General features: G+C 72.9%; 12 protein-coding genes. 1 reads left to right on the top strand and 11 read right to left on the bottom strand.

Annotated elements, in window-relative coordinates; translation table 11 throughout:
* Positions 1-12: 12 nt before the first annotated feature.
* The 4 genes from ITJ54_RS01065 to ITJ54_RS01050 form a co-directional block, all read right to left on the bottom strand.
* Positions 13-1,341 (bottom strand): M50 family metallopeptidase, encoded by a 1,329-nt coding sequence (locus ITJ54_RS01065; protein WP_194625507.1) that lies wholly within the window; start codon positions 1,339-1,341, stop codon positions 13-15.
* A 75-nt stretch (positions 1,342-1,416) separates the two neighbouring features.
* The gene (gene dxr, locus ITJ54_RS01060) at positions 1,417-2,511 is read right to left on the bottom strand and encodes a 1-deoxy-D-xylulose-5-phosphate reductoisomerase (protein ID WP_194625506.1); all 1,095 of its coding nucleotides are present in this window, start codon (positions 2,509-2,511) and stop codon (positions 1,417-1,419) included.
* Between the two features lie 132 nt (positions 2,512-2,643).
* Positions 2,644-3,612, bottom strand: coding sequence for an FKBP-type peptidyl-prolyl cis-trans isomerase (locus ITJ54_RS18190; RefSeq protein WP_194625505.1), 969 nt, complete (start codon positions 3,610-3,612; stop codon positions 2,644-2,646).
* 16 nt (positions 3,613-3,628) lie between these two features.
* On the bottom strand, positions 3,629-4,141 hold the full coding sequence (locus ITJ54_RS01050; RefSeq protein ID WP_194625504.1) for an OsmC family protein: 513 nt from the start codon (positions 4,139-4,141) through the stop codon (positions 3,629-3,631).
* A gap of 79 nt (positions 4,142-4,220) precedes the next feature.
* On the opposite strand from ITJ54_RS01050, the gene ITJ54_RS01045 reads away from it, so the two are divergent.
* Entirely contained in the window at positions 4,221-5,213 is a 993-nt protein-coding gene (locus ITJ54_RS01045) for an asparaginase (RefSeq protein ID WP_194625503.1), read from the top strand.
* 42 nt (positions 5,214-5,255) lie between these two features.
* Here ITJ54_RS01045 and ITJ54_RS01040 read toward each other — a convergent pair whose 3' ends face one another.
* From ITJ54_RS01040 to ITJ54_RS01010, 7 genes are all read right to left on the bottom strand, one after another.
* Positions 5,256-5,972, bottom strand: a complete 717-nt coding sequence (locus ITJ54_RS01040; protein ID WP_194625502.1) for a hypothetical protein — start codon at positions 5,970-5,972, stop codon at positions 5,256-5,258.
* Positions 5,973-6,081: 109 nt separating this feature from the next.
* Positions 6,082-7,905, bottom strand: coding sequence for a hypothetical protein (locus ITJ54_RS01035; protein ID WP_194625501.1), 1,824 nt, complete (start codon positions 7,903-7,905; stop codon positions 6,082-6,084).
* A gap of 23 nt (positions 7,906-7,928) precedes the next feature.
* The gene (locus tag ITJ54_RS01030) at positions 7,929-10,430 is read right to left on the bottom strand and encodes a transglutaminaseTgpA domain-containing protein (RefSeq protein ID WP_194625500.1); all 2,502 of its coding nucleotides are present in this window, start codon (positions 10,428-10,430) and stop codon (positions 7,929-7,931) included.
* Positions 10,427-11,839, bottom strand: coding sequence for a DUF58 domain-containing protein (locus ITJ54_RS01025; RefSeq protein ID WP_194625499.1), 1,413 nt, complete (start codon positions 11,837-11,839; stop codon positions 10,427-10,429). Before ITJ54_RS01025 ends, ITJ54_RS01030 begins: the two co-directional genes overlap by 4 nt.
* Positions 11,836-12,807 (bottom strand): AAA family ATPase, encoded by a 972-nt coding sequence (locus tag ITJ54_RS01020; protein ID WP_194625498.1) that lies wholly within the window; start codon positions 12,805-12,807, stop codon positions 11,836-11,838. The genes ITJ54_RS01025 and ITJ54_RS01020 overlap by 4 nt, the downstream gene beginning before the upstream one ends.
* 52 nt (positions 12,808-12,859) lie before the next feature.
* Complete coding sequence (locus tag ITJ54_RS01015) at positions 12,860-18,721, bottom strand: Ig-like domain-containing protein (protein WP_194625497.1); 5,862 nt, start codon at positions 18,719-18,721, stop codon at positions 12,860-12,862.
* Complete coding sequence (locus ITJ54_RS01010) at positions 18,718-20,130, bottom strand: serine/threonine-protein kinase (protein ID WP_194625496.1); 1,413 nt, start codon at positions 20,128-20,130, stop codon at positions 18,718-18,720. The genes ITJ54_RS01015 and ITJ54_RS01010 overlap by 4 nt, the downstream gene beginning before the upstream one ends.
* Positions 20,131-20,192: the final 62 nt, after the last annotated feature.

Below are 20,192 nucleotides of genomic sequence, written 5' to 3'. Positions count from 1 at the left end.
ACCCGACAGCCGCTAGCCGAAGAGGTTGACCGGCCGGACGATGTCGGCGTAGATGAGCAGCGCGCTCATGCCGGCCAGCAGCACGACGACGACCATCGTGAGCGGCATCGTCTTCGCGAGGTCGATGGCGCCCGGGTCCGCCTTGCCGACGAGCTTGAAGGCGCGGCGCTTGACCGATTCCCACAGTGCCCCGGCGATGTGCCCGCCGTCGAGGGGCAGCAGGGGCACCATGTTGAGCACGAAGAGGCCGATGTTGAGCGACGCCAGCAGGCCGAGGATCGTGTAGATCTTGTCGACCACGGGCACACCGCTCATCGACGAGACGGTGCCGATGGCCCGGCCGACGCCGACCACGGACACGGGGCTGTCGGCCGAGCGGGCCTGGGACCCGAAGGCCGCGTTCCACACCGCGACCAGGCGCTGCGGCAGGTCGACGATGAGGTGCACCGAGGCACCGATCTGCGCGCCCGTCGCGGGGAGCACCGCTGCGGGTGACTGCCGGACGAGGGTCTGCCCGATGCTGACCCCGACAACGCCGACCTGCTGCGTCTTCGCGGTGCCGTCGGCCTGCTCGACGATCTTGCCCTCGGCGTCGTAGACGTTGCGCGTCGCGAGGGTCGGGGTGACCTCGACGGTCTTCCGCTCCCCGTCGCGCTGCACCACGACCGAGACGGACCTGCCGGCGGACTGCTGGAAGGCGTCGGAGACCTGCGTGATCGTGGGGTCCTGCTTGCCGTCGATCGCCACGACGACGTCGCCGGACCGCAGCCCCGCCTGCTTGGCCGGGGAGACGGCGTCGTCCGGGGAGCAGCTGGTGCTCGCGGTCGTCGGCAGGACGCAGTCGACACGGGAGGTGAAGGTGGTGGTCGGCGCACCGAAGCCGACGAGCAGCACGCCGAAGAGCAGGACGCCGATGACCAGGTTCATCGCCGGACCGGCCACCATCACGATGATGCGCTTCCACGGCGTCAGGCGGTAGAACGCGCGGGAGTCGTCCCCGCCGGACTCCGCGATCTGTTCGGCACTGGCCTGGCGGGCGTCCTGGATGAACGCGCTGTACATGCCCGTGTTCGTGATCGCCCGGCCGGACGCGCGGGGCTTCAGCATGCCGACCATCGAGATGTAGCCGCCGAGCAGGATCGGGCGGATGCCGTACTCGGTCTCCCCACGGCGGAAGGACCAGATCGCCTTGCCGAAGCCGAGCGAGTACTGCGTCACCTTCACCCCGAAGAGCTTGGCGAACGCGAGGTGACCGAGCTCGTGGAGCCCGATCGAGATCAGCAGGCCGACGATGAAGACGACGACGCCGAGGACGAACAGGAGCACGGTTCCGACGGTCACCGGAGCAGCGTACGGGACTGGTTCCAAGAACCAGCCGAGCGTGCGCTGGGTGGTGGGTCGAGCCTCCCGGCCGGATCAGGTGGTCAGCGCGCGGTCCGCAGCATCGCGTGCCCAGCGTTCCGCGGCGAGCACGCCCTCGAGCGAGGGCTCCCCCGGCGTGTGCGACTCGACGATCCGCTCGACCGTGTCGACGATGTCGAGGAAGCCGATGGCGCCCGCGTGGAACGCGGAGACCGCCTGCTCGTTCGCGGCGTTGAAGACCGCGGGGTACGTGCCGCCGAGCTCGCCGACGCGCTTGGCGAGGGCGACCGCACCGAAGGCGTCGGTGTCGAGCGGCTCGAAGGTCCAGGTGCTGGCGGTCGTCCAGTCGAGCGGCACCCCCACCTCTGGCACCCGGTGCGGCCAGGCCATGCCGAGCGCGATCGGCAGACGCATGTCCGGGGGCGACGCCTGGGCTATCGTGGAGCCGTCGACGAACTCGACCATCGAGTGCACGATCGACTGCGCGTGCACGGTGACGTCGATGCGGTCGTAGGGCACGCCGAAGAGCAGGTGCGCCTCGATGACCTCGAGGCCCTTGTTGACCAGGGTCGCCGAGTTCGTCGTGACGACGAGGCCCATGTCCCACGTCGGGTGGGCGAGCGCCTGCGCCGGGGTGACGTCGCGGAGCTCGGCGCGGCTGCGACCGCGGAACGGACCACCGCTGGCGGTGAGGACGAGTCGACGGACCTCGGTGTCCGAACCCGACCGGAGCGCCTGGGCGATGGCGGAGTGCTCGCTGTCGACGGGGACGATCTGCCCGGGTGCGGCGGCGGCCTGGACGAGGGGGCCGCCCACGATGAGGCTCTCCTTGTTCGCCAGGGCCAGCGTCGCGCCGGTCTCCAGCGTCGCGAGCGTCGGGCCGAGGCCCACCGAACCGGTGATGCCGTTGAGGACGACGTCGGCCGCCACGCTGCGGACGAGGCGCTCGGCGTCGGCGGCTCCGAGCGCGGTCTCGTGGACGTCGAAGGCCCGGGCCTGCTCGGCGAGGAGCTCGGTGTTGCTGCCGGCGGTGAGCCCGACGACCTCGAAGCGGTCGGGGTTCCGCGCGATGACGTCGAGGGCCTGGGTGCCGATGGAGCCGGTGCTGCCGAGGATGACGACGCGGCGACGGGCCGGGGTGGTGTCCATGGGTGTCAACCTACCGTCGGGGGTGTTGGCGGTGCGGTGCGGCCGGGCGCTCGATGCGAGGTTGACCACGTGGTGCGAGCCCGTCGAGCCGCACGGAGTGGTCAACCTCGCACCAGGCGGGGAACCGCTGGATCAGCCCTTGGCGAGCAGGTCCACCACGAAGACGAGCGTGGCGTTCTTCGGGATGCCCGAGCTCTCGGGCGGGGTGGCGCCGTAGCCGTCCTCGGGCGTGACGACGATCATGACCTGCGAGCCGATCTTCTGACCCACGAGCCCGGTGACGAAGCCCTTGATGAGCTGGCCCTCGGCGATCGTGAACGTGGTGGGCGCGCCCTTCGACCACGAGGAGTCGAACTCCTTGCCGCCGTCGTAGACGACGCCCTTGTACTGCACGAGCACCGTGTCACCCTCGGCCACTGCGTCGCCGTCGCCCTGCTTGATGACCTCGGGGGTGGTGGTCTTCGGAGCCGCGACGTCGGGGATCGTGATCTCCGGCTCGCCGTCGGCCTTGTCCTTGACCGTCGGCAGGTCGGACTTCTGGTCCTGCGGCGTGCCCGTGGCCTTGGTGGGGGTCTTCGCGATGACGTCGGCGACCACGACGATGTCGCCGCCGGTGGTGAAGCCGAGCGCGGAGGAGGACCCGATCGCTGCGACGCGGTCACCGACCGTCGAGCAGGCCAGGAGCGCGCCGAAGCCGCTCCCACCGACCGTCAGCACCTGGGGGTTGCCCTGGTCGAAGCCGACCGTGCCGAGCTTCTTCACGTTCGACGCCTGGTAGACGCTGTAGGCCACCTGTGCGAACTGGCCGGACTTGAGCTCGTCACCGGAGCCCTTGATGACGGTCGTGGCCTGCGGGGACGACGCGGTGAGGCCCTTGTCGAACTTCACGGTCGGCGCGGTCTTCCCGCCGAAGGCGCCGGAGACGTCGATCGCATCGGAGGACTTGCCGGGCTTCGGGCAGCTGGTGATCGCGGCGGGCGTCGAGCTCGAGGAGGCGGAGGGCGACGACGACGCACCCCCGGATCCGGAGCCGGAGCAGGCGGCGAGCCCGAGGAGGACGACGGGCACGAGGGCGATCGGGAGCAGGCGGGGACGCTTCACGAGGACCCAGTCTGCCTCACGCAGTCGATGAGTCCGATCCGAGTGCGCTCTGGTCGTCCTGCGGGCCCACGAGCGTGGTCGCCTCGTGGTGCACGGGGAAGGCCACGGACCGGGCGATGAAGCAGAGCGCGTTCGCCTGGGCGTGGGCAGCCTCGGCGTCGGCCACGCGGTCGGGTTCCGCGATGGTGACCACCGGGTGCAGCGTCGCGCCGGTGAGCTCCCCCGAGCCGTCGCGGTTCAGGTTCAGCGTGGCGGTCGCGCGGTCCTGGTACGCCAGGACCGTGAAGCCCTGCGTGACGGCGACGTGCAGGTAGCTCAGCATGTGGCACTGGGCGAGCGCGGCCGTGAGGAGTTCCTCGGGGTTCCACCGGTCGCGGTCGCCGCGGAACGTCGGGTCGGCTGAGCCCTCGACGTCCGGCTTGCCCGCGGCGCTGATGATGTGGTCGCGGCCGTACTCGCGGTACCCGCTCGTGCCGGTCCCCCGGTCGCCGGTCCAGCGGACGGCGACCTCGTAGCTGTGGTCCTGCACGGCGGCTCCTCGTCTCGGTGGCGGTGCTGCTCAGCTCGCGGTGCTGCTCGCGCCCGCTGCTGCTCGGTACGATCGCGGTATGACGGAGAGCACCGAAGTCCGCACCGACCGCCATCCTCTCACCGCGGCGGGGTCCGTCGAACTGGCGGTGCTCGAGCGCTCCGGGTTCGACGAGAGCCGCCACGTCGGCGCGGGCGTCGTCGTGGACGCGAGCGGGGCCGTGCTCGACGCCGTCGGCGACCCGACCGCGAGCATCTACCCCAGGTCCACGATGAAGCCCTTCCAGGCGCTGGCGATCCGCCGGGCCGGCGCGCTGTTCTCCGGGCCGGAGCTCGTGATGACGACGGCGAGCCACGCGGGGACGCCGTCGCACCAGTCGCTCGCCGAACACATGCTCGCGTCCTTCGACCACGTCGAGGACGACCTGGGCTGCCCGCCCGACATGCCCTTCGACCGGGCGACAGCGCAGACGATGGCCGGACCGCGACGGCTCGCCATGAACTGCTCCGGCAAGCACGCCGGCATGCTCGCCGCCTGCCGGGTGAACGGCTGGGACGAGTCGACGTACCTGGACATGGCCCACCCCCTGCAGCAGCTCGTGCGGTCGACGGTCGAGGACGCCACGGGCGAGGTCGTCGACGTGGTCGGCACGGACGGCTGCGGCGCCCCGGTGTTCCCGCTCACGCTGACCGGCCTGGCACGCGGCCTCGCCGGGTTCGTCCAGCGGGCGGACGCAGACACGGCGGCGCTCACCGACGCGGTGCTGGCGAACGCGTGGGCCATCGACGGCGTCGGGCGGGCCAACACCGTGACGATCGAGCGCCTGGGACTCGTCGCGAAGCTCGGCGCCGAGGGCGTCATGGTGATGGCGGTACCCGGTGGGTCCGCGGTCGTCGTCAAGGTCCTCGACGGGGCACTCCGCGCCGGCACGCTCGCCGCGCTGACCCTGCTGCAGCGCAACGGCCTGGTGCCGGCCGACGGCGTGGCGGACGTGCTCGCGGCCACCGGCGAGAAGGTGCTCGGTGGCGGGGTGCCCGTCGGGTCCGTCCGGGTCGGGGACGGACTGCGCTGACGGCTCGGCACTGACGTCGACCGACGGCTCCCGCCTGATGCCTCATGGGGTGGTCGTCGTGGTCCCGACCGAGGCCGACGACCCAGGCAGCGGCCCGGACGACTCCGGCGGCTCCAGCGATTCGAGCGGCTCCAGCGGCTCGAGCGCTGGCAGGGCGGGAACGACGGCCACGCCGCGTGGTGCGTCGGGGTCGGCTCGCACCGAGCACCCGTAGCGGCTGACCTCCACCGTCGAGGCTGGTCGGCGCGGCAGCGTCCGGAGGTCCGGGACCAGCACCACCGACGCGACGCGGAAGCCGGACTCGTCGAGCACGACCGCCACGGCGACGCTGTCCGGCACACCCGCGCGCGACGCCGGCAGCGCGATGTCGTCCCCCGCGGCGAGTCGGACGTCGTGGGTGTCGTCCGCCGCTGCGCTCAGCGCCGCCGCGAGTGCGGTGAACACCCCGACCGCGAGGGCTCCGTGGCCGATCACGACGATCCCCGCGGTGGCGTCGAGGTGGACGAGCCGCCCGTCGGCGTCGGTCCCCACCGCGAGCTCGTCCAGCCGTGTGACGACGGGTACGTCGAGCTCGACCGGCAGATGCGCCGTCGGGAGTCCTGGCTGCTGCTCCGTGACGACCGGGTCACGCACCAGGGCGGCGACGACGAGCAGACCCACCGCGCAGGCGGCGCCGGTCAGGTCGTGGTCTGCGAGCACGACGGCGCCGAGGAGGACCGCCGAGGCGAGGACGAGGAGCCGGACGACCGATGCGCGCATGCCCCGAGTCCACCGCAGGCCGAGCTCCGAACGGGCAGAGCCGGTTCATCCGTGGACGAACCGGCTCGTGGCCTCGGCTGTGGAGGAGTCCCGCCGCAGGAGACGGGGACTACTGCACGAGGAAGAACTGCTCGCCGACGTCCACGCGCGCGCCTCGTTCGACGCGGTAGCGCCTTCCTGGCTCACAGCGCCGGATCGAGCCGTCGATGTGCCGGATCACCGATCCGTTGCCCGAGAACCGGTCGGAGACCCAGAGGTCGTCGCCGTCCCGCCCGAGTTCCAGGTGCGTCTTCGACACCGACTTGCCCGGGTCGTGGATGGTGAGCAGGTCATCGAACCGCTCGCCCGGCTCCGGACGGGGAAGCCGTCCGAACAGCGCCGTGCCGTGCAGGCCGAGCCGCTCGCCGGTGCTGAAGTGCAGGACGAACGGTGCGCGGGTCGGCGTCTTCGACACGATCCGCGTCTCGTCCACGTCCTCGTCCTCGTCCTCGTCCGCAGTGCCGTCCCCGAGCGCAGGACCGTCCTCGGCGGCGTGGCCGCCTGCGAGCGCAGGACCGTCCTCGACCGCAGCGACCTCGTCGACTGCACCGGCGCCCGTCGGGACCGCGTCGACCAGCGGAGCCGGCGCGACGGACTCGACCCGGGCCTCCTGGCCGGACGGGTCGTCGTCGTCAGCGCCGTCAGCCGACTCAGGCAGCGGCGGCAGCGGAGCCGCGAGCGGCGCGCTCGCGGGCGGCGCACTCGCGGGTGGCGCCCATTCGTCGACGGCCGGCTGCTGCGGAGTCGACGGCGCGGCGGCCTCGTCATCGGACGCGGGGGCTGCCTCGTCCTCGTCCGCCGCGTCGAGGTCCCGCGCCGCCCAGTCGGGCCGGAGCATCGGCAGCGGCACCACGGGGCCGGTGAAGGCCGCGGTGACCGCTGGTCGGACGGCGCCGCACTCGTTGCAGAAGATGTCGTCGGGTTCGAGCTGGTGCCCGCACACGTGGCAGGTGGTCGGGTGGTGCGCGCCCGGCTGGACCAGGGAGGTGGGCCGTGGCGGCTGCCGGTCGACGAGGGGCTCGACGACGGCGGTGTCGCCGGAGCGGGCAGCGTCGTCCCCGCGGGTCGGCGTGTCGTCGCTGGCCGCGGTCCCTGCATCGGCGACCTCGCCTGCGGAGGCGCCGGCGGACGTCGTCTGGTGCGCAGCTGCTGCGGCGTCCGGCGACGGCTGCTGGGCCTGGTCGTCCGACCGCACGCCGTCGGGCGCCCCGGGTGCCACACCGGTCCCGGCGTCGGTCGGCTCATCAGCCGGCTCGGCGGTGGCCCGGTCGTCGGTGGCGCGGCCGATCCACCAGGACGGTGCGCTCGGCGCCGCGGGTGCCTGCTGCTCCTGCGGCGGCGCCCAGAACGGCGTGGCCGACTCGACGACCGGCTCGGGGGCCTGGTCGGCGGACTCGTCCGCCACGGGCTCCGAGTCGGTTGCCGGTGCTGGCGCCTGCCCCCGCTGCGCGACCCGGGTGACCTCGGGGTCGTCGTCGTTGACTCCGTGCTCTGGTGCCGGCCGGTCGTGCTGCTCCGGGGCAGCGGCACGCTCCCCGGGCGCGGCCGGCGCGTCCTGCCGCCCGCTCCACTCGCCCAGACCGCTGCCGGCCCCGTGCACGTGGGTGGGAGCCGTGCGCGGCGCGAAGGAGTCCGGCGTGCTGACCGGCACCGCCGGCGGGTGCTCGTCACGGCGGTCCCCGCCGGTGAGCCAGGCGCGGGTCGCCGGGTCGAGCGTCGACTCCGGCAGCCAGGCCTCGGCGGCCGGGTCCTGGCGTCGACCGTGCGCGTCGGGCTGCTGGAGCGGCGGCGGGGTACCACGATCGACGGGTTCGGGAGCGACGGTCCGGCGGCTGGCAGCCGCGCTCACCGCACGCCCGCACTCACCGCAGAAGATCGCTCCGTCGGGGAGCACCGATCCGCAGTGTTCGCATCTGATCACAGGTTGCCTCTGTCCTCGTCCGGCCCGCTGCGACGCTCGGCAGGCCTCCGGACATCGTAGTCATCGTCGGCTCCGCGTCCTCGGCGACCGACGGCGACCGCGTTCCTGGCTCGCTGGCGGGCGGCATCGCGGAGTCGTGCGGCGACGGCGTCCGTGCGCAGCGACCGCGTCGAGACCGCCGTGCGCAGCCGCTCACGACGGTTGCGGCCCTGGTGCAGGGTCCCGATCGCGGTCTCCGTCGCCTGCCACATCCGGTCGGCAGCACGGTCGTCCGCCTCGGCGGGACCGAACACGGCGCGGTCGGCCAGTGCCGCGAGCCCGGTGCCGCCGTCGCCGGGGGCTCCGGCGCCGACCTCGCGGCGGGTGGCGGCCGCGGGGACCTGGTGGCCGTGGTCGAGGAGGGCGTCCCGGTACTCGTCCCACGCGCCGGTGATCCGCGACCGGGCGTCGGGCCCACGGCGACGCCGACGGCGACGCGCTCGCTTGACCGCCACGATGACGATGAAGGGCAGCAGCACGAGGGCGACGAACCCGAGCGTGCCGAGCACCCACGGCAGTGCGGCGAGCAGGATCTGCAGCCAGAGCGGGGGCTGGTCGGGCGTGTCCCGGTCGGTCTGCGGCGGCGTCTGCTGGTCCTGGTCCTGCTGCTCGGCGGGGGGCGGCGGGACGACGGTCTCCGGTCGGGTCACCGGCTGCGGGGTCTGGTCCTCGTCCCGCGGGATCTCGCGGACCGCTGGGTTGGGGTTGATCGTCACCCAGCCCCACTGCGCCGTGTCGACCTCGATGCGGGCGGTGACGTCCGACCCGCGCAGGGTCGTCACGCCGGACACGGTGGCGCCCGGGCGCTCTGCGCCCGAGTCGCCGCCCGAGGCGAACCCGAGCACCACCCGCGTCGGGAACCCGATCTGCTGCGCCATCAGCGAGGCCGCCACGGCGTACTGCTCCTGGTCGCCGATCATGAGCGGTGCGGTCAGGAGCTCCTGGATGCGGTCGGCCCCGTGCCCGGACCGGCTGGAGCGGTCGTCGCCGACGCCGTGGCTGACGTACCCGTTCCGCTGCAGCGCACGGATCACCGCCAGGAGCTTCGCGCCGTCGGTCTCCGCGTCGGCGGTGGTCGCGTCGACGGTGTCCCGGACCGACTCGGGCACGTTGCGCGGCGCCGGCACCGACGCCGTCCCGGGTCGCGCTCCCGCCAGCTGTTCGTCCGTCGGCTGGTCGGGGACGACCGCGGACAGGTCGTACCGGGTGCCGTCCGCGACGCCGCCGACGACGGCACCGGTGCTGGTGGCCCGGTCGTAGAAGAACGCCGCGCGCTGCCGGTCCCCCGTCGTGCCGGCGAAGCGCACGGACTCGAGGTCGCCGACGGTCGGCAGCCAGACGCCGCGGTACCCGTCGACCGTCACCCCCACGTCGACGGTCGTCCCGCGGACGCCTCGGACGTCGACGGAGGTCGGCACCCGCTCGAAGGTGCCGGAGGCCGATGCCCCGTCCGGACCACCGACCCGGTAGGCGACGCCGTCCCACGTGTCGAGCGTGGCGATCCGGACGAAGCCGCCCTGCGGCAGCCCGGTCACGCGCAGCTGGGTGGTGTCCGCCTGCGCCGGCTCCTCGTAGGCCCGGAACCCGCTGAGCGGACTGACGTAGTCGCGCGGGTCGAACGGCTTGACGACGTCGGTGCGCGCGACGGTGCGCGAGGTGGCCGGCGGTGCGACGAGCCCGAGGCCGGTGGCGACGACCGCGGCGGCCACGATGGTGCCGGTGCCGACGAGTGCCGGCCGGAGCACGGACCGGCGGACCGCCACGCGGGCACCGATGGTCCGCGCCACCGCGACGGCGCGACGCGCGTGGCGCACCGTGAGCGCCCAGACCAGGGCGATGCCGGTGAGCACCACGGCCAGCGCGATCGAGGTGTCGAGACGGCTCGGCCCCAGGACGATCCCGGCCGCGAGCAGCACCAGTGGCGGGATGCTCGCCAGTTCCTGCCGGGAGGCTCGGGTCGCCACCGTCACGGCCGTCACCGTGGCCAGCAGGACCGTCACGAAGAACGGCACCAGCAGGGCCTCGTAGCTGCCGACCGGCAGGCTGATGGTCACCAGGCGCTTCCAGCCGAGGGCCACGCCGGAGAACAGGTCGAGCAGGCCCTGCCCGGTGGGCAGCAGGCCCCGCGCCTGGCCCGGCACCGCGGCCAACACGCCGGTCACCACGAAGACGGCGACGGTCGCGACGGCCACCGCAGCCGCCGGCAGTCGGTACGCAGCACCGAGCAGTGCGACCACCGTGCCACCGACGACGGCGGTCACCGCGGCGACGATCATCGCGTCCGACCGGTGGATCGGCCACCAGGCGACGCTCGCCACGGCGAGGAGCAGCCAGACCACGAGGGTGCCGCCGACGAGTCGGGAGACCGAGACCCGGCGGGCGTTCCGGCGGTCGGCCCGGCGGTCGTCCCGACGGGACCGGGCCGGCGCGCTGGCGGGGGCGTTCACGGGCGCGCTCACGCCGCGGCCGATCGGTGCAGGGCGTGGCGGAGGTCGTCGAGGTAGCCGATCGTCATCACGGTCAGGCCGGGCACCCGGACGAAGCGCGGGACGGCCTCCGGCTCGCAGATCACCGCGACGACCTCGACACCGACCGGGAAGCGGGTGGCGGCGAGGCGGAGCGCGGGCAGCTCGACCGTCGACCCGACGACGAGGAAGGCGACGGAGATCCCGGCGGTGTCGGTGCCGACGATGCGCGCGACCTCGGCGACCGGCAGGGTGGCGTCGGCGAGGGAGACCGAGGCGAAGGCGTCGAGGAGCCGGGTCGGGGTGACGGTGGGCAGCCGGTGGACGGCGTACACCGCGCGCTTGGCGAACTCCGGGGTGCGTTCGGAGACGACGACCGTGACCTCGCGGCCGTCGCGGACGGCTCGGCTGCCGAGGGACGCCGCCGCGCTGACGGCGAGCTCGAACTCGTCCTCGTCCGCGAACTCGGCACGCGACAGTCCGAGCGCGACCACGAGGTGCGATCGTCGTGTGTCCTCGAACTGCCGCACCATGAGCGCCCCGGTCTTCGCCGTGGACTTCCAGTGCACGGTCCTGGGGTCGTCGCCCGGCATGTACTCGCGGATCGCGTGGAAGGAGATGTCCGCCGGCGACAGGTCGGTCGTCGCCTGCCCCTCGAGGTCGCGGACCAGACCGGTGCTCGTCGACGGGATCGCGACGGTGCGCGGGTGCACGATGACCTGCTCGCGCTCGGTCCACACGAGCTCGCGGCGGACCAGCCCCACGGGGTCCGCGCGGACACCGGTCACCGGGCCGACGTCGAGCACCCCGCGGCGGAGCGTCGGCACGGGGACCGCACGCTCGAAGGTGCCGTGCGGGGCGATCGAGGGGATCGCGACGTCGACGAGCCCGGAGCCGACGGGGACCTCGACCGTCGTGGGCACCGACGGGAACCGCGTGGGGTTCTCCGCCGTCACCGTGACCGCGGCGTCGTCACCGACCGCGACCCGGCGGACGGGACGGCTCATCCGGATGAGCAGACGCGAGCGACCGATCAGCGCGACGGCCGCCACCACGACGAGCAGGGCACCGGCGAACCCGACGACGACGACCTCACGGAGGCCGAAGCGGTACCCGACGACGAACGCGACGAGCGTGAGGACCGCCACCGTCCAGCCCAGGCCGGTGACGACGGACGAGACCTCGTCCCAGGAACGCGAGAGACGCCTGCTGGCAGTGCGCCACAGACGGACGACGCCGACCACGGCCTCTGCGGCGACGCCGTCACGGTCACCGACCAGGCGGGTGCGGACGTTGGTGACGCCGGCCACCGTCCCCGTGCGTTCGTAGGCCGTGCTCGAGCGACGCGACCGCGTCGACGAGGGACGGCGCGAGCGCGTGGAGACGGGCCGGCGGTCGGTCACGCGGCGGCTCGGTCGGCGGGTGGTGCGGTCTCGACCAGGAGCTGCGAGATGACGCTCGATGGGCTCACGCCGTCGAACTCGGCCTCGGCGTCGAGGACCAGCCTGTGCGCGAGGACCGGTTCGGCGAGGGCCTTGACGTCGTCGGGGGTGACGTAGTGCCGTCCGCTCACGGCGGCGAAGACCCGCGATGCGCGCATCAGGCCCATCGCGCCGCGGACGCTGACGCCGAGCCGGACCTCGCTGGCGGACCGGGTGGCGTCGACCAGGCGCGCGACGTAGTCCGCGATCGTGGGGTCGACGTGCACGGTGCGTGCGACGGCGGCCATCTCGGTGATCGTGGCCGCGGGCACGACGCTCGCGATCGGGACCGACGACGCCGGCGCCGACGAGGTCTCGAGGATCTTCACCGTGGCGGCGTGGTCGGGGTAGCCGATCGAGGTCTTCATCAGGAAGCGGTCGAGCTGTGCCTCGGGCAGGCGGTAGGTGCCGGCCTGCTCGACGGGGTTCTGGGTGGCGATGACCATGAACGGCGCGGCGAGCCGGTGGGTGACGCCGTCGACGGTGATCGCGGACTCCTCCATCGCCTCGAGCAGGGCGGACTGCGTCTTCGGGCTCGCACGGTTGATCTCGTCGGCGAGCACGATGTTCGAGAAGACCGGGCCGCGGTGGAACTCGAACTCCTGCCGGCGCTGGTCGTAGACGCTGATGCCGGTGATGTCACCCGGCAGCAGGTCCGGGGTGAACTGGATGCGGTTCGTCGACCCCTGCACGCTCTGGGCGAGGGCCCTGGCCATGCTCGTCTTGCCGGTGCCGGGGACGTCCTCGAGGAGGAGGTGGCCCTCGCTGAGCATCGCCGTGACCGCCAGGCGGATCACGAACGTCTTCCCGAGGAGCACCTGCTCGACGTTGGTCACGATGCGGCCGGCGACGTCGGCGAACCAGGTGGCCTGCTCCGGGGTCATGGTCATGCGGGGTGCGTCCTCGTGTGTCGTGGTCGGGCGGGTGGGGGCGGCTGCTGGGTCACGGTCCTGCCGGGTCCGTCGGCTGGGACGGCGCTGGTGCCGGGTCCGGCTGCGGGGCCGCGGTGACCGAGGCGGTCGGGGGGTTGCCGTCCTCGTGGCCGTCGACGATCGCGGCGACCGTGACCGTGCCGGAAGCGGGCACCGTCGGCAGCGCGTCGGGCGCGTAGGTGTCGGTCGTGCAGTTGAGACCGAGGTTCAGCGTCGGGCAGAACGTGACGCGGTACTGCTGCGGTCCCGCCCCGGCGTTGGCGGGCGGCGCAGACACCGTCACCTGGCTGCCGGCGTCGTAGGTGTCCGGGATGCTCGCGCGGGTCAGGACCGGTCGCAGACCGTCCTGCACGAGCGGCGGACTGCAGAAGTTGTTCGTGCTGTCGGCGCAGGCGACGACCGAGACCCGCGTCACGACGCCCCACTGCGGATCGGCCACCCAGACCGAGCGGTCGGACATCGTCGTGTAGTTCTGTCCGTCGGTCGAGTACGCGAAGTGGTCGACCGTGCCGTTCGCGCTCGGGACGGCGAAGGCCCCGGTGATGCGGATGCCGAAGGCGCCGGCGTTCGGGTCCTGCTCGCGGACCGCGATCACGGCCGTGGGCTGCGCCGGTGCCTGGTACCCCTGCACCGTCGTCGGCGCGCTGGGGACGCAGAACAACCCGTTGTCAGCGAGGGCGACGTACTGGAAGTCGCCGTTCGACGCCAGGGTGTCCGTGGTGCTCCCGCCCGACCAGGACTGGTCCGACCCGGTGGTCGAGCAACCGGCCGGGATGTCGCGACCCGGTGGGTAGCGGACGATCCGGATGGAGCTGCTGCCGCCCGCCCAGTCGGTCTCGGTCGCCGCGATCGTCACCGTCGTCTGGCCGTTCCGGCGATCCGGGGTCGCCGTGATCGTCGGTGTCGCCGGCTTCCCGATCGCCGTGCCGCTGCCGCTGCCGCTGTTCCACTGCACGACGCTGCCGTCGCGGTCCGCCTGGTTCCGCGCCGACACGGTGACCGTGTAGCTGCCGCCGCTCTGCAGGCCGTCGAAGGACGTCGACGTGGTCGCGCCGACGTTCTTGCTCGTCGAGGCGCTCGGTCCGTCGATCTTCACGACGTAGTTGCCGACCGCCGTGCCCCGGTTCGGGCGTGGCACGGCGTTCCACCGGACGTCGAGGCGGTTGGGGGTGGTCCGGTCGGCGGTGACGGTGATGCCGGACGGCGCCGCCGGGACGAAGTCCGCGCTCACCGGTGCCGACTGCGCCGACGGCACCGACTGCCCCACGGCGTTGACCGCGCTCACCGAGAACCGGTACGACGCCGTCGGGTCGAGGCCCGTGACCGTGCAGACCGTCGCCGCGCCGCAGTCCTTCGCGACGCCGTTCGTGCCGGTGAGGCGGTAGCCCGTGATCGGCGAGTTGTTGGCCTGCGGCGTGGACCACGTCAGGGTCGCCTGCCCACCGTCGAAGCCGCCCGTGCGCACCGGAGCGCCCGGTGCGTCGGGGACGTCCTGCACGGCGATCGTGACGTCGCCCCAGACGTACCGGTCCGGGTCGTTCGTGGCGTCCGCCACCTGGTACTGCAGGTTCGTGTTGACGGGCTTGGCCGAGGCCGCGACGCTCACCTGCAGCCGCGCGTTGTCGGCACTCGGCGTGATCGTCACGCCGGACGGGACGCCGCCGGACAGCCCACGGATCGCGACGACGCGGAGACGCTCGTCCGGGAACGGGTTGGTGGGCTGGTCGTTCGCCAGCACGTCGATCGTCGTCGACTGCCCGCGCTTCGCGATCGCGGTGTCCGCGCCGGGCTGCACGCGCGGTCGGGTCGACCCGACGACGTCCACGGTGACGAGGCCGGACCGTCCGGCGTTCGCGGCGTCGGTGACACCGACGCCGATGGTCGCGGTGGTGTCCTTCTTCGCCGTGTCGGCGACCTGCACGGTGAGCTGCTGACCGGACACCGTCGCCGTGGTGCCGGCGGCCGGACGGCTCACCACGGAGTACTTCAGCTCGGGCAGGTCCTGCGGGTACGGGTAGTCCGTGAGCTTCGACAGGTCGATCGTGCGGGACTCCCCCGGCTGCATGTCGATCGTCGACCCGGTGAAGACCGGTGGCTGGTTCGAGCGCGGCGTCACCTTCACCGGGAGGACGAGCGTGGCCACGCGCCCCTTGCCGCCGTTGGCAGCGGAACCGTCCGTCACCTCGAAGGAGATGGACGCGTTGCCGTAGTAGAGCTTGGCGGACCGGAACTGCAGCGTCGAGGCGTCGACCGTCAGCCTGCCGCCGTCGGCGTGCGTCGCCTTGACCGTGCCGGGGTCGGTGACCCGCGCCGTCTGGCCGTTCGCCGTGACGACGTACTTCGACAGCGGGATCCGGACGGTCGACTCGCTGGTGACGCTCACGGCGCCGGCGCTGCGGTTCACCTGCGGGAGGGCGTCGTCGAACCCGGGGACGTGGATGAACCCGTAGGACACGATGTCCGGGTGGTCCACCCGGGCGACCGAGAACGGGATGACCTGGGACGCGTCGGCGAGCGTCACGACGATGCGGCCGTCGTCGGTGGCCCTGGCCGCCTCCCCGTAGCCGTCGACCACGCCGACACGGAGGTCGGCGGTGGTGCCCTCGGCGAAGAAGACGTTCCGGAGCACGTCCACGGTGACGGTCTTCCGGCGCAGGATGTCCTGCAGGTCGAGGGTGGTGTCGTCGACCTCCGGGCGGAGCGGGCGGGCGTCCCGGTCCACGGTCACCGTGAGGAACGCCGTGCTCGAGCCGCCGCTCGGGTTCGTCGCCGTGTACAGCACGGCGAAGTCCCCGCGGGTGGCGGACGCCGGCGGGCTGACACGGATCTCCTGCCCGCGCAGCACCTTCGCCGTGACGCCGGACGCCGTCGGCTCCGCCTTGCTCACCGAGAGCCGACCGCCCTCGGGGTCGGAGTCGTTCTGCAGGACACGGACGGTCACCGAGCCGCCCGGCCGGATCGTCACGTGGTCGGCTTCGGCGATCGGGTTCGAGGCCTGCTCGGCCCGTGGTGCGATGCCGACGCGGACCGTCCCCGTCGCGCGGGCCCCGAGCGCGTCGACCACCGTGTAGGTGAACTCGTCGGTGCCGGCGGAGTAGTCGCCGGCGTCGTAGGTGAGCGAGTCGGAGCTGACGTCGCTGACCGAACCCTTGTCCGGGTTGGAGGCCACGCCGACGAGCTGCACGGAGTCGCCGTCGGGGTCGATCCCGTTCAGCGGCACGGTCACCCGGACGGACTGTCCGGCGACCACGCGCGCGGTCACCGTCTGCGGCACCGGCGGGTTGTTCGTCGCGCTGTCCTGCTCACGCACGGAGATGGACACGGCGGCGTCAGCGGACTGGCCGTCCGGGCCGGCGACCCGGTACACCGCGGTGTAGTTGCCGGGCGTCGTCGGGGCGAGGTAGCGCAGGTGGTCGCCGGAGGCGAAGAGCAGCCCGCCGTCACCCGGCACGTTCTGCACGAGGTCGGGCTGCAGGGTCAGCGGCTCGCCCTCCGGCTGGGTGTCGTTGTCGAGCACGTCGATGTCGGTCACGTCGCCCACGCGGACGGTCGCGGTGTCCGGCTGCGCGACCGGCGGCTGGATGCGGTCGGGCTTCGGGATCTCCACCACGGTGATCGAGCCCGTCGAGGACGCCAGACCGTTCGTCTCGGTGTAGCCGAAGGTGACCGGTCCGTCGAGCGGAGCCGTCAGCGTGACGCGCACCGTGTGCTGGTCGAGGATGCTCGCCTGCACACCAGAGCCGCGCTCCGGGCTGTCGAGGGCGGTGACGAGCAGCACGCCGCCGGCCGGGTCGATGTCGGTGGCGGTGACGTCGGTGTCCTTCGTGGACAGGGTGTTCACGAAGACGGTCTTCGGGGTGGTGATCGGCGCGGTCGAGGCGTCCGGCGGCGCGAGCACCGTGATGCGCACGACCCCGCTGGCGGTCTTGGTGCCGTCGGTGACCGTGTACTCGACCTGGTGGTCGCCGACCGCGCTGCTCTGCACCCGGAACGTGCCGGCGTCGTAGCTCGGCGTGATCGTCACACCGCTCGTCGACGACACGCTCGTCAGCGTCACGGTGCCGTTGCCGCCACGGACGTGCTCCAGCGGTGACACCGAGAACGGCTTGCCCGCGTAGCCCTGCACGGGGAACGCGTCCGCGCGCAACGGCACGCTCCCCTGTTTCGCGACGTGCACCGTCAGCGCACCCCGGCCGTCCGCGGTGCCGTCGCTCACGACGAGCTGCACGCTCCGGTCGCCGGTGCGTCCGCTCGTGTTCCGGAAGTCGAGGAGCCCGTCCGGCGTCGTCGAGACGCGGTCGCGGTCGGACGCGGTGGAGCTCCGCAGGTAGACGGGGTCGCCGTCCGGGTCCACCCAGTCGCCGAGCACGTCGGTCGAGACGTGCCCGTTCTGCACGACGTCGGCGGAGGTGTCCCGGACCTGGCGCGGCGGCGAGTTCTGCGACGGGGACCGCACCGTCACCCGGACCGTGGCCGTGTCCGAGCCGCCGTTGCCGTCGGTGATCGTGTACCGGAACGTCACGGTGCCCGAAGCGCGCGACGCCAGCGCGACCTGCAGCCGCTGGCCGTCGTCGACGACGGTGACGCGCGCACCGGACCCGCTGACGTCGCTGACCTCGCTGATGACGATCGGGTCGCCGTTCGGGTCGTGGTCGTTGAGGAGGACCGGGAGGCTCGTGGTGCGTCCCGGACGAGCGCCCAGGTCGTCGTCCACCGCGACCGGCGGCTTCTGGTCCTTCTCGACCTCCGGGTCGTCGTCGGAGACCTGCTCCTGCTGCTGGTCGTCGTCGCGCGTGATGAGGTCGGCCCAGTTGTCGATGAGCTGCCCGCTGCGGTCGATCGCCCAGGAGCGCCCCGTCGACGGGTCGTTGGCGACGACGGTGGCCCCGTTGTGCATGATCTGGAGCGGGGCGTCCCCCGGCATCCGGTCGAGCCGCTGGAGCGCACGACCGTCGCAGGTGTCGACGGCCTGACCGCCGCTCCATGCCCCGAAGGTGCAGGTGCCGTCGATGAACGGGCGCGCGGCACGACCGGAGACCGCCAGCGCGGTGGGCGTCACCGACCCGGAGGGGGTCACGCGGACGAGACCGGCAGCACCGGCGACGACGACGGAGTCGCCGTCGGTCGAGGACGTCTGCAACGCCGGTGCCCCGCCGACGCGGTCGCCGACGTCGACGGTGTCGCCGTCGATCGCGAGCCGCCCCGAGGTGCGGTCGAGCACCGCGACGTGGGTGCCGACGGCCGCGACCTGGAAGTCGTCCTTGCGGTCCATGCGGACGTCCCACCGCTTGGCAACGGACAGCGTGGTGCCCACCTGCACCAGGGACGCCGTCCCGGTGCGCGGCGAGTAGACGGCGACGTGGTCGTCAGCGGCGTCGAACACGGCGTCGGCGCCGAGGGTCAGGTCGGCCTTGGTCGAGGCGTCGAAGTCGGCCAGGTCCGCCGCCGGGGTGGACCAGAGCTCGCCGGTGTCCTCGTTGCCGATCACGGCGGTGTCCCCGGCGAAGAACACCTGCGGCGACCCCGAGGGCAGCGTGACCGCGTCACCGACCGTCGCGTCGGCGACGTCGACCTTCGCGACGGTGCCTTTGGTCTCGTCGACGCTGTAGACGGTGGAGCCGCGCTGCAGCACCGAGAGCGCATCGGTCGAGGCCTCGATCGCCGTGTTGAGCTCGAGGACCGCGGTGTTCGCGCGGCCGACGGCGCCGTACTCCGCGGACGGCACCCAGACCGTGCCGTCGCCGAGGTCGACCCGCTGCGTGTGGTACCCGCTCGAGACGACGGCCGCCCCGGCCACGAGCGCACCGACGAGGACCGAGACCCCCGCCGTCACCGCGGCCGACCGGTGCCGGGCGACGAGCCGACGGATCACGAGCCGCTCCCGACGGTGGCACACCGCTCGGCGCTGGCCGCCCCGGTCTTGCCGTCCCGGTTCACGGCGACGGAGATGCACTCCTGGTCACCGCGGTCACCGGACACGACGAACGAGGTGCCGGACTGCTGGCTCGACGAGCCGTTCGAGGAGATGACGTACGTGTCACCGGCGTCGAGGCCCGGGTCGTCCCAGCGGAACGTCACCGACTGACCGGTCGTCGACGCCCGGATGTCGGAGACCGTCGGGATCGCGCCGGACCCGACGCGACCCACCACCACGATCGCGGCGACGGCCACGGCGACCACCACGACGCCCGCGAGCGACGCGGCCCAGGCGACCGTGCGTCGGGACGACCGTCGCGCCCGCGTGGTCGAGCCGGTCCGGTGGACGGTGCCGACGCTGCGCGACCCCGTCGCGGCCAGGCCGCCCTGCACCGGACGTCGTGCGCGTCGTCGTCGGCTGACCCGGCTCGGCGGCTGGAGCTCACGCACCATCGTCCGGTCGCCGTCCGGGGTCGGGGTCGCGATGGCCCAGGACTCCACGGCGACGTCGGCGGGGGTCTGGGGCAACCCGAGCTCGGCCTGCACCTGCTGGAACCCACGGACGAGCTCCATCACCGTGGCCGGACGGAGCTGCGTCTTCCGTGACATCGCGGTCGCGAGCAGGCGCTCGAGCGACGGCGGCACGTCGGTGCGACCGGTCGGCTTCACACCACCCTTGTCGATCCGCGCCATCAGGTCGGATGCGCCGTTCTTGCCACCGGGCACCTCGAAGGGGCTGCGCCCGGCGACGAGCGAGAAGACGGTCGCCGCGAGCGAGTAGACCTCGGACTGGATCGTGCCGCGGGACTCGTCGATGAGGACCTCGGGCGCGGACCACGGGATCGACATGCCGATCGGCTCGTCGGGGTCGGCCTGTCCGATGGTGGCCGCGATGCCGAAGTCCGACAGCACGGGGTTGCCGTACGCGGTCAGCAGGATGTTGGAGGGCTTGACGTCACGGTGCAGCACGCCCTCGCGGTGGGCGGTCTCGAGCGCGGAGCCGATGCGGACACCGATCGACAGGACCTCTGACACGGGCACCGGGACGCGACGGTAGCGCTCGCTCAGCGACGACGAGCAGAGCTCCATCACGAGGTAGGGCCGCCCGTCGGACGCGACGCTCGCCTGGAAGACGGTGAGGATGGAGGGGTGCGTGCTGAGCCGCGCCATCAGGTTCGCCTCGGCCTGGAACATCTGTCGGACGCGGTCGTCGACGACCTCGTCGAGCAGGACCTTGACCGCCACCTGCCGCCGGGGCATGTCCTGCTCGTAGAGGAAGACGTCCGCGAAGCCGCCGGAACCGAGCACGTGGACGGGGCTGAACCCGGCGATCACAGGAGGGCTGGACGGCAGGCGTCGCACCATGACGGTCCCTCCCTCCGGCCCACTCGGCCTGTTGCTGGTCCAGGCGGTCAAGTCTACGGACG

The sequence above is a fragment of the Curtobacterium sp. VKM Ac-2865 genome (assembly GCF_015350905.1).
Taxonomy (GTDB): Bacteria; Actinomycetota; Actinomycetes; order Actinomycetales; family Microbacteriaceae; genus Curtobacterium.
This window is presented reverse-complemented; position numbering and strand designations above follow the sequence as displayed.

What these genes read in the sequence shown, in the direction of transcription:
- dxr (WP_194625506.1), bottom strand. Translation starts at nt 2,511, where the DNA reads ATGGACACCACCCCGGCCCGTCGCCGCGTCGTCATCCTCGGCAGCACC.
- ITJ54_RS01045 (WP_194625503.1), top strand. Translation starts at nt 4,221, where the DNA reads ATGACGGAGAGCACCGAAGTCCGCACCGACCGCCATCCTCTCACCGCG.
- ITJ54_RS01040 (WP_194625502.1), bottom strand. Translation starts at nt 5,972, where the DNA reads ATGCGCGCATCGGTCGTCCGGCTCCTCGTCCTCGCCTCGGCGGTCCTC.
- ITJ54_RS01020 (WP_194625498.1), bottom strand. Translation starts at nt 12,807, where the DNA reads ATGACCATGACCCCGGAGCAGGCCACCTGGTTCGCCGACGTCGCCGGC.
- ITJ54_RS01010 (WP_194625496.1), bottom strand. Translation starts at nt 20,130, where the DNA reads ATGGTGCGACGCCTGCCGTCCAGCCCTCCTGTGATCGCCGGGTTCAGC.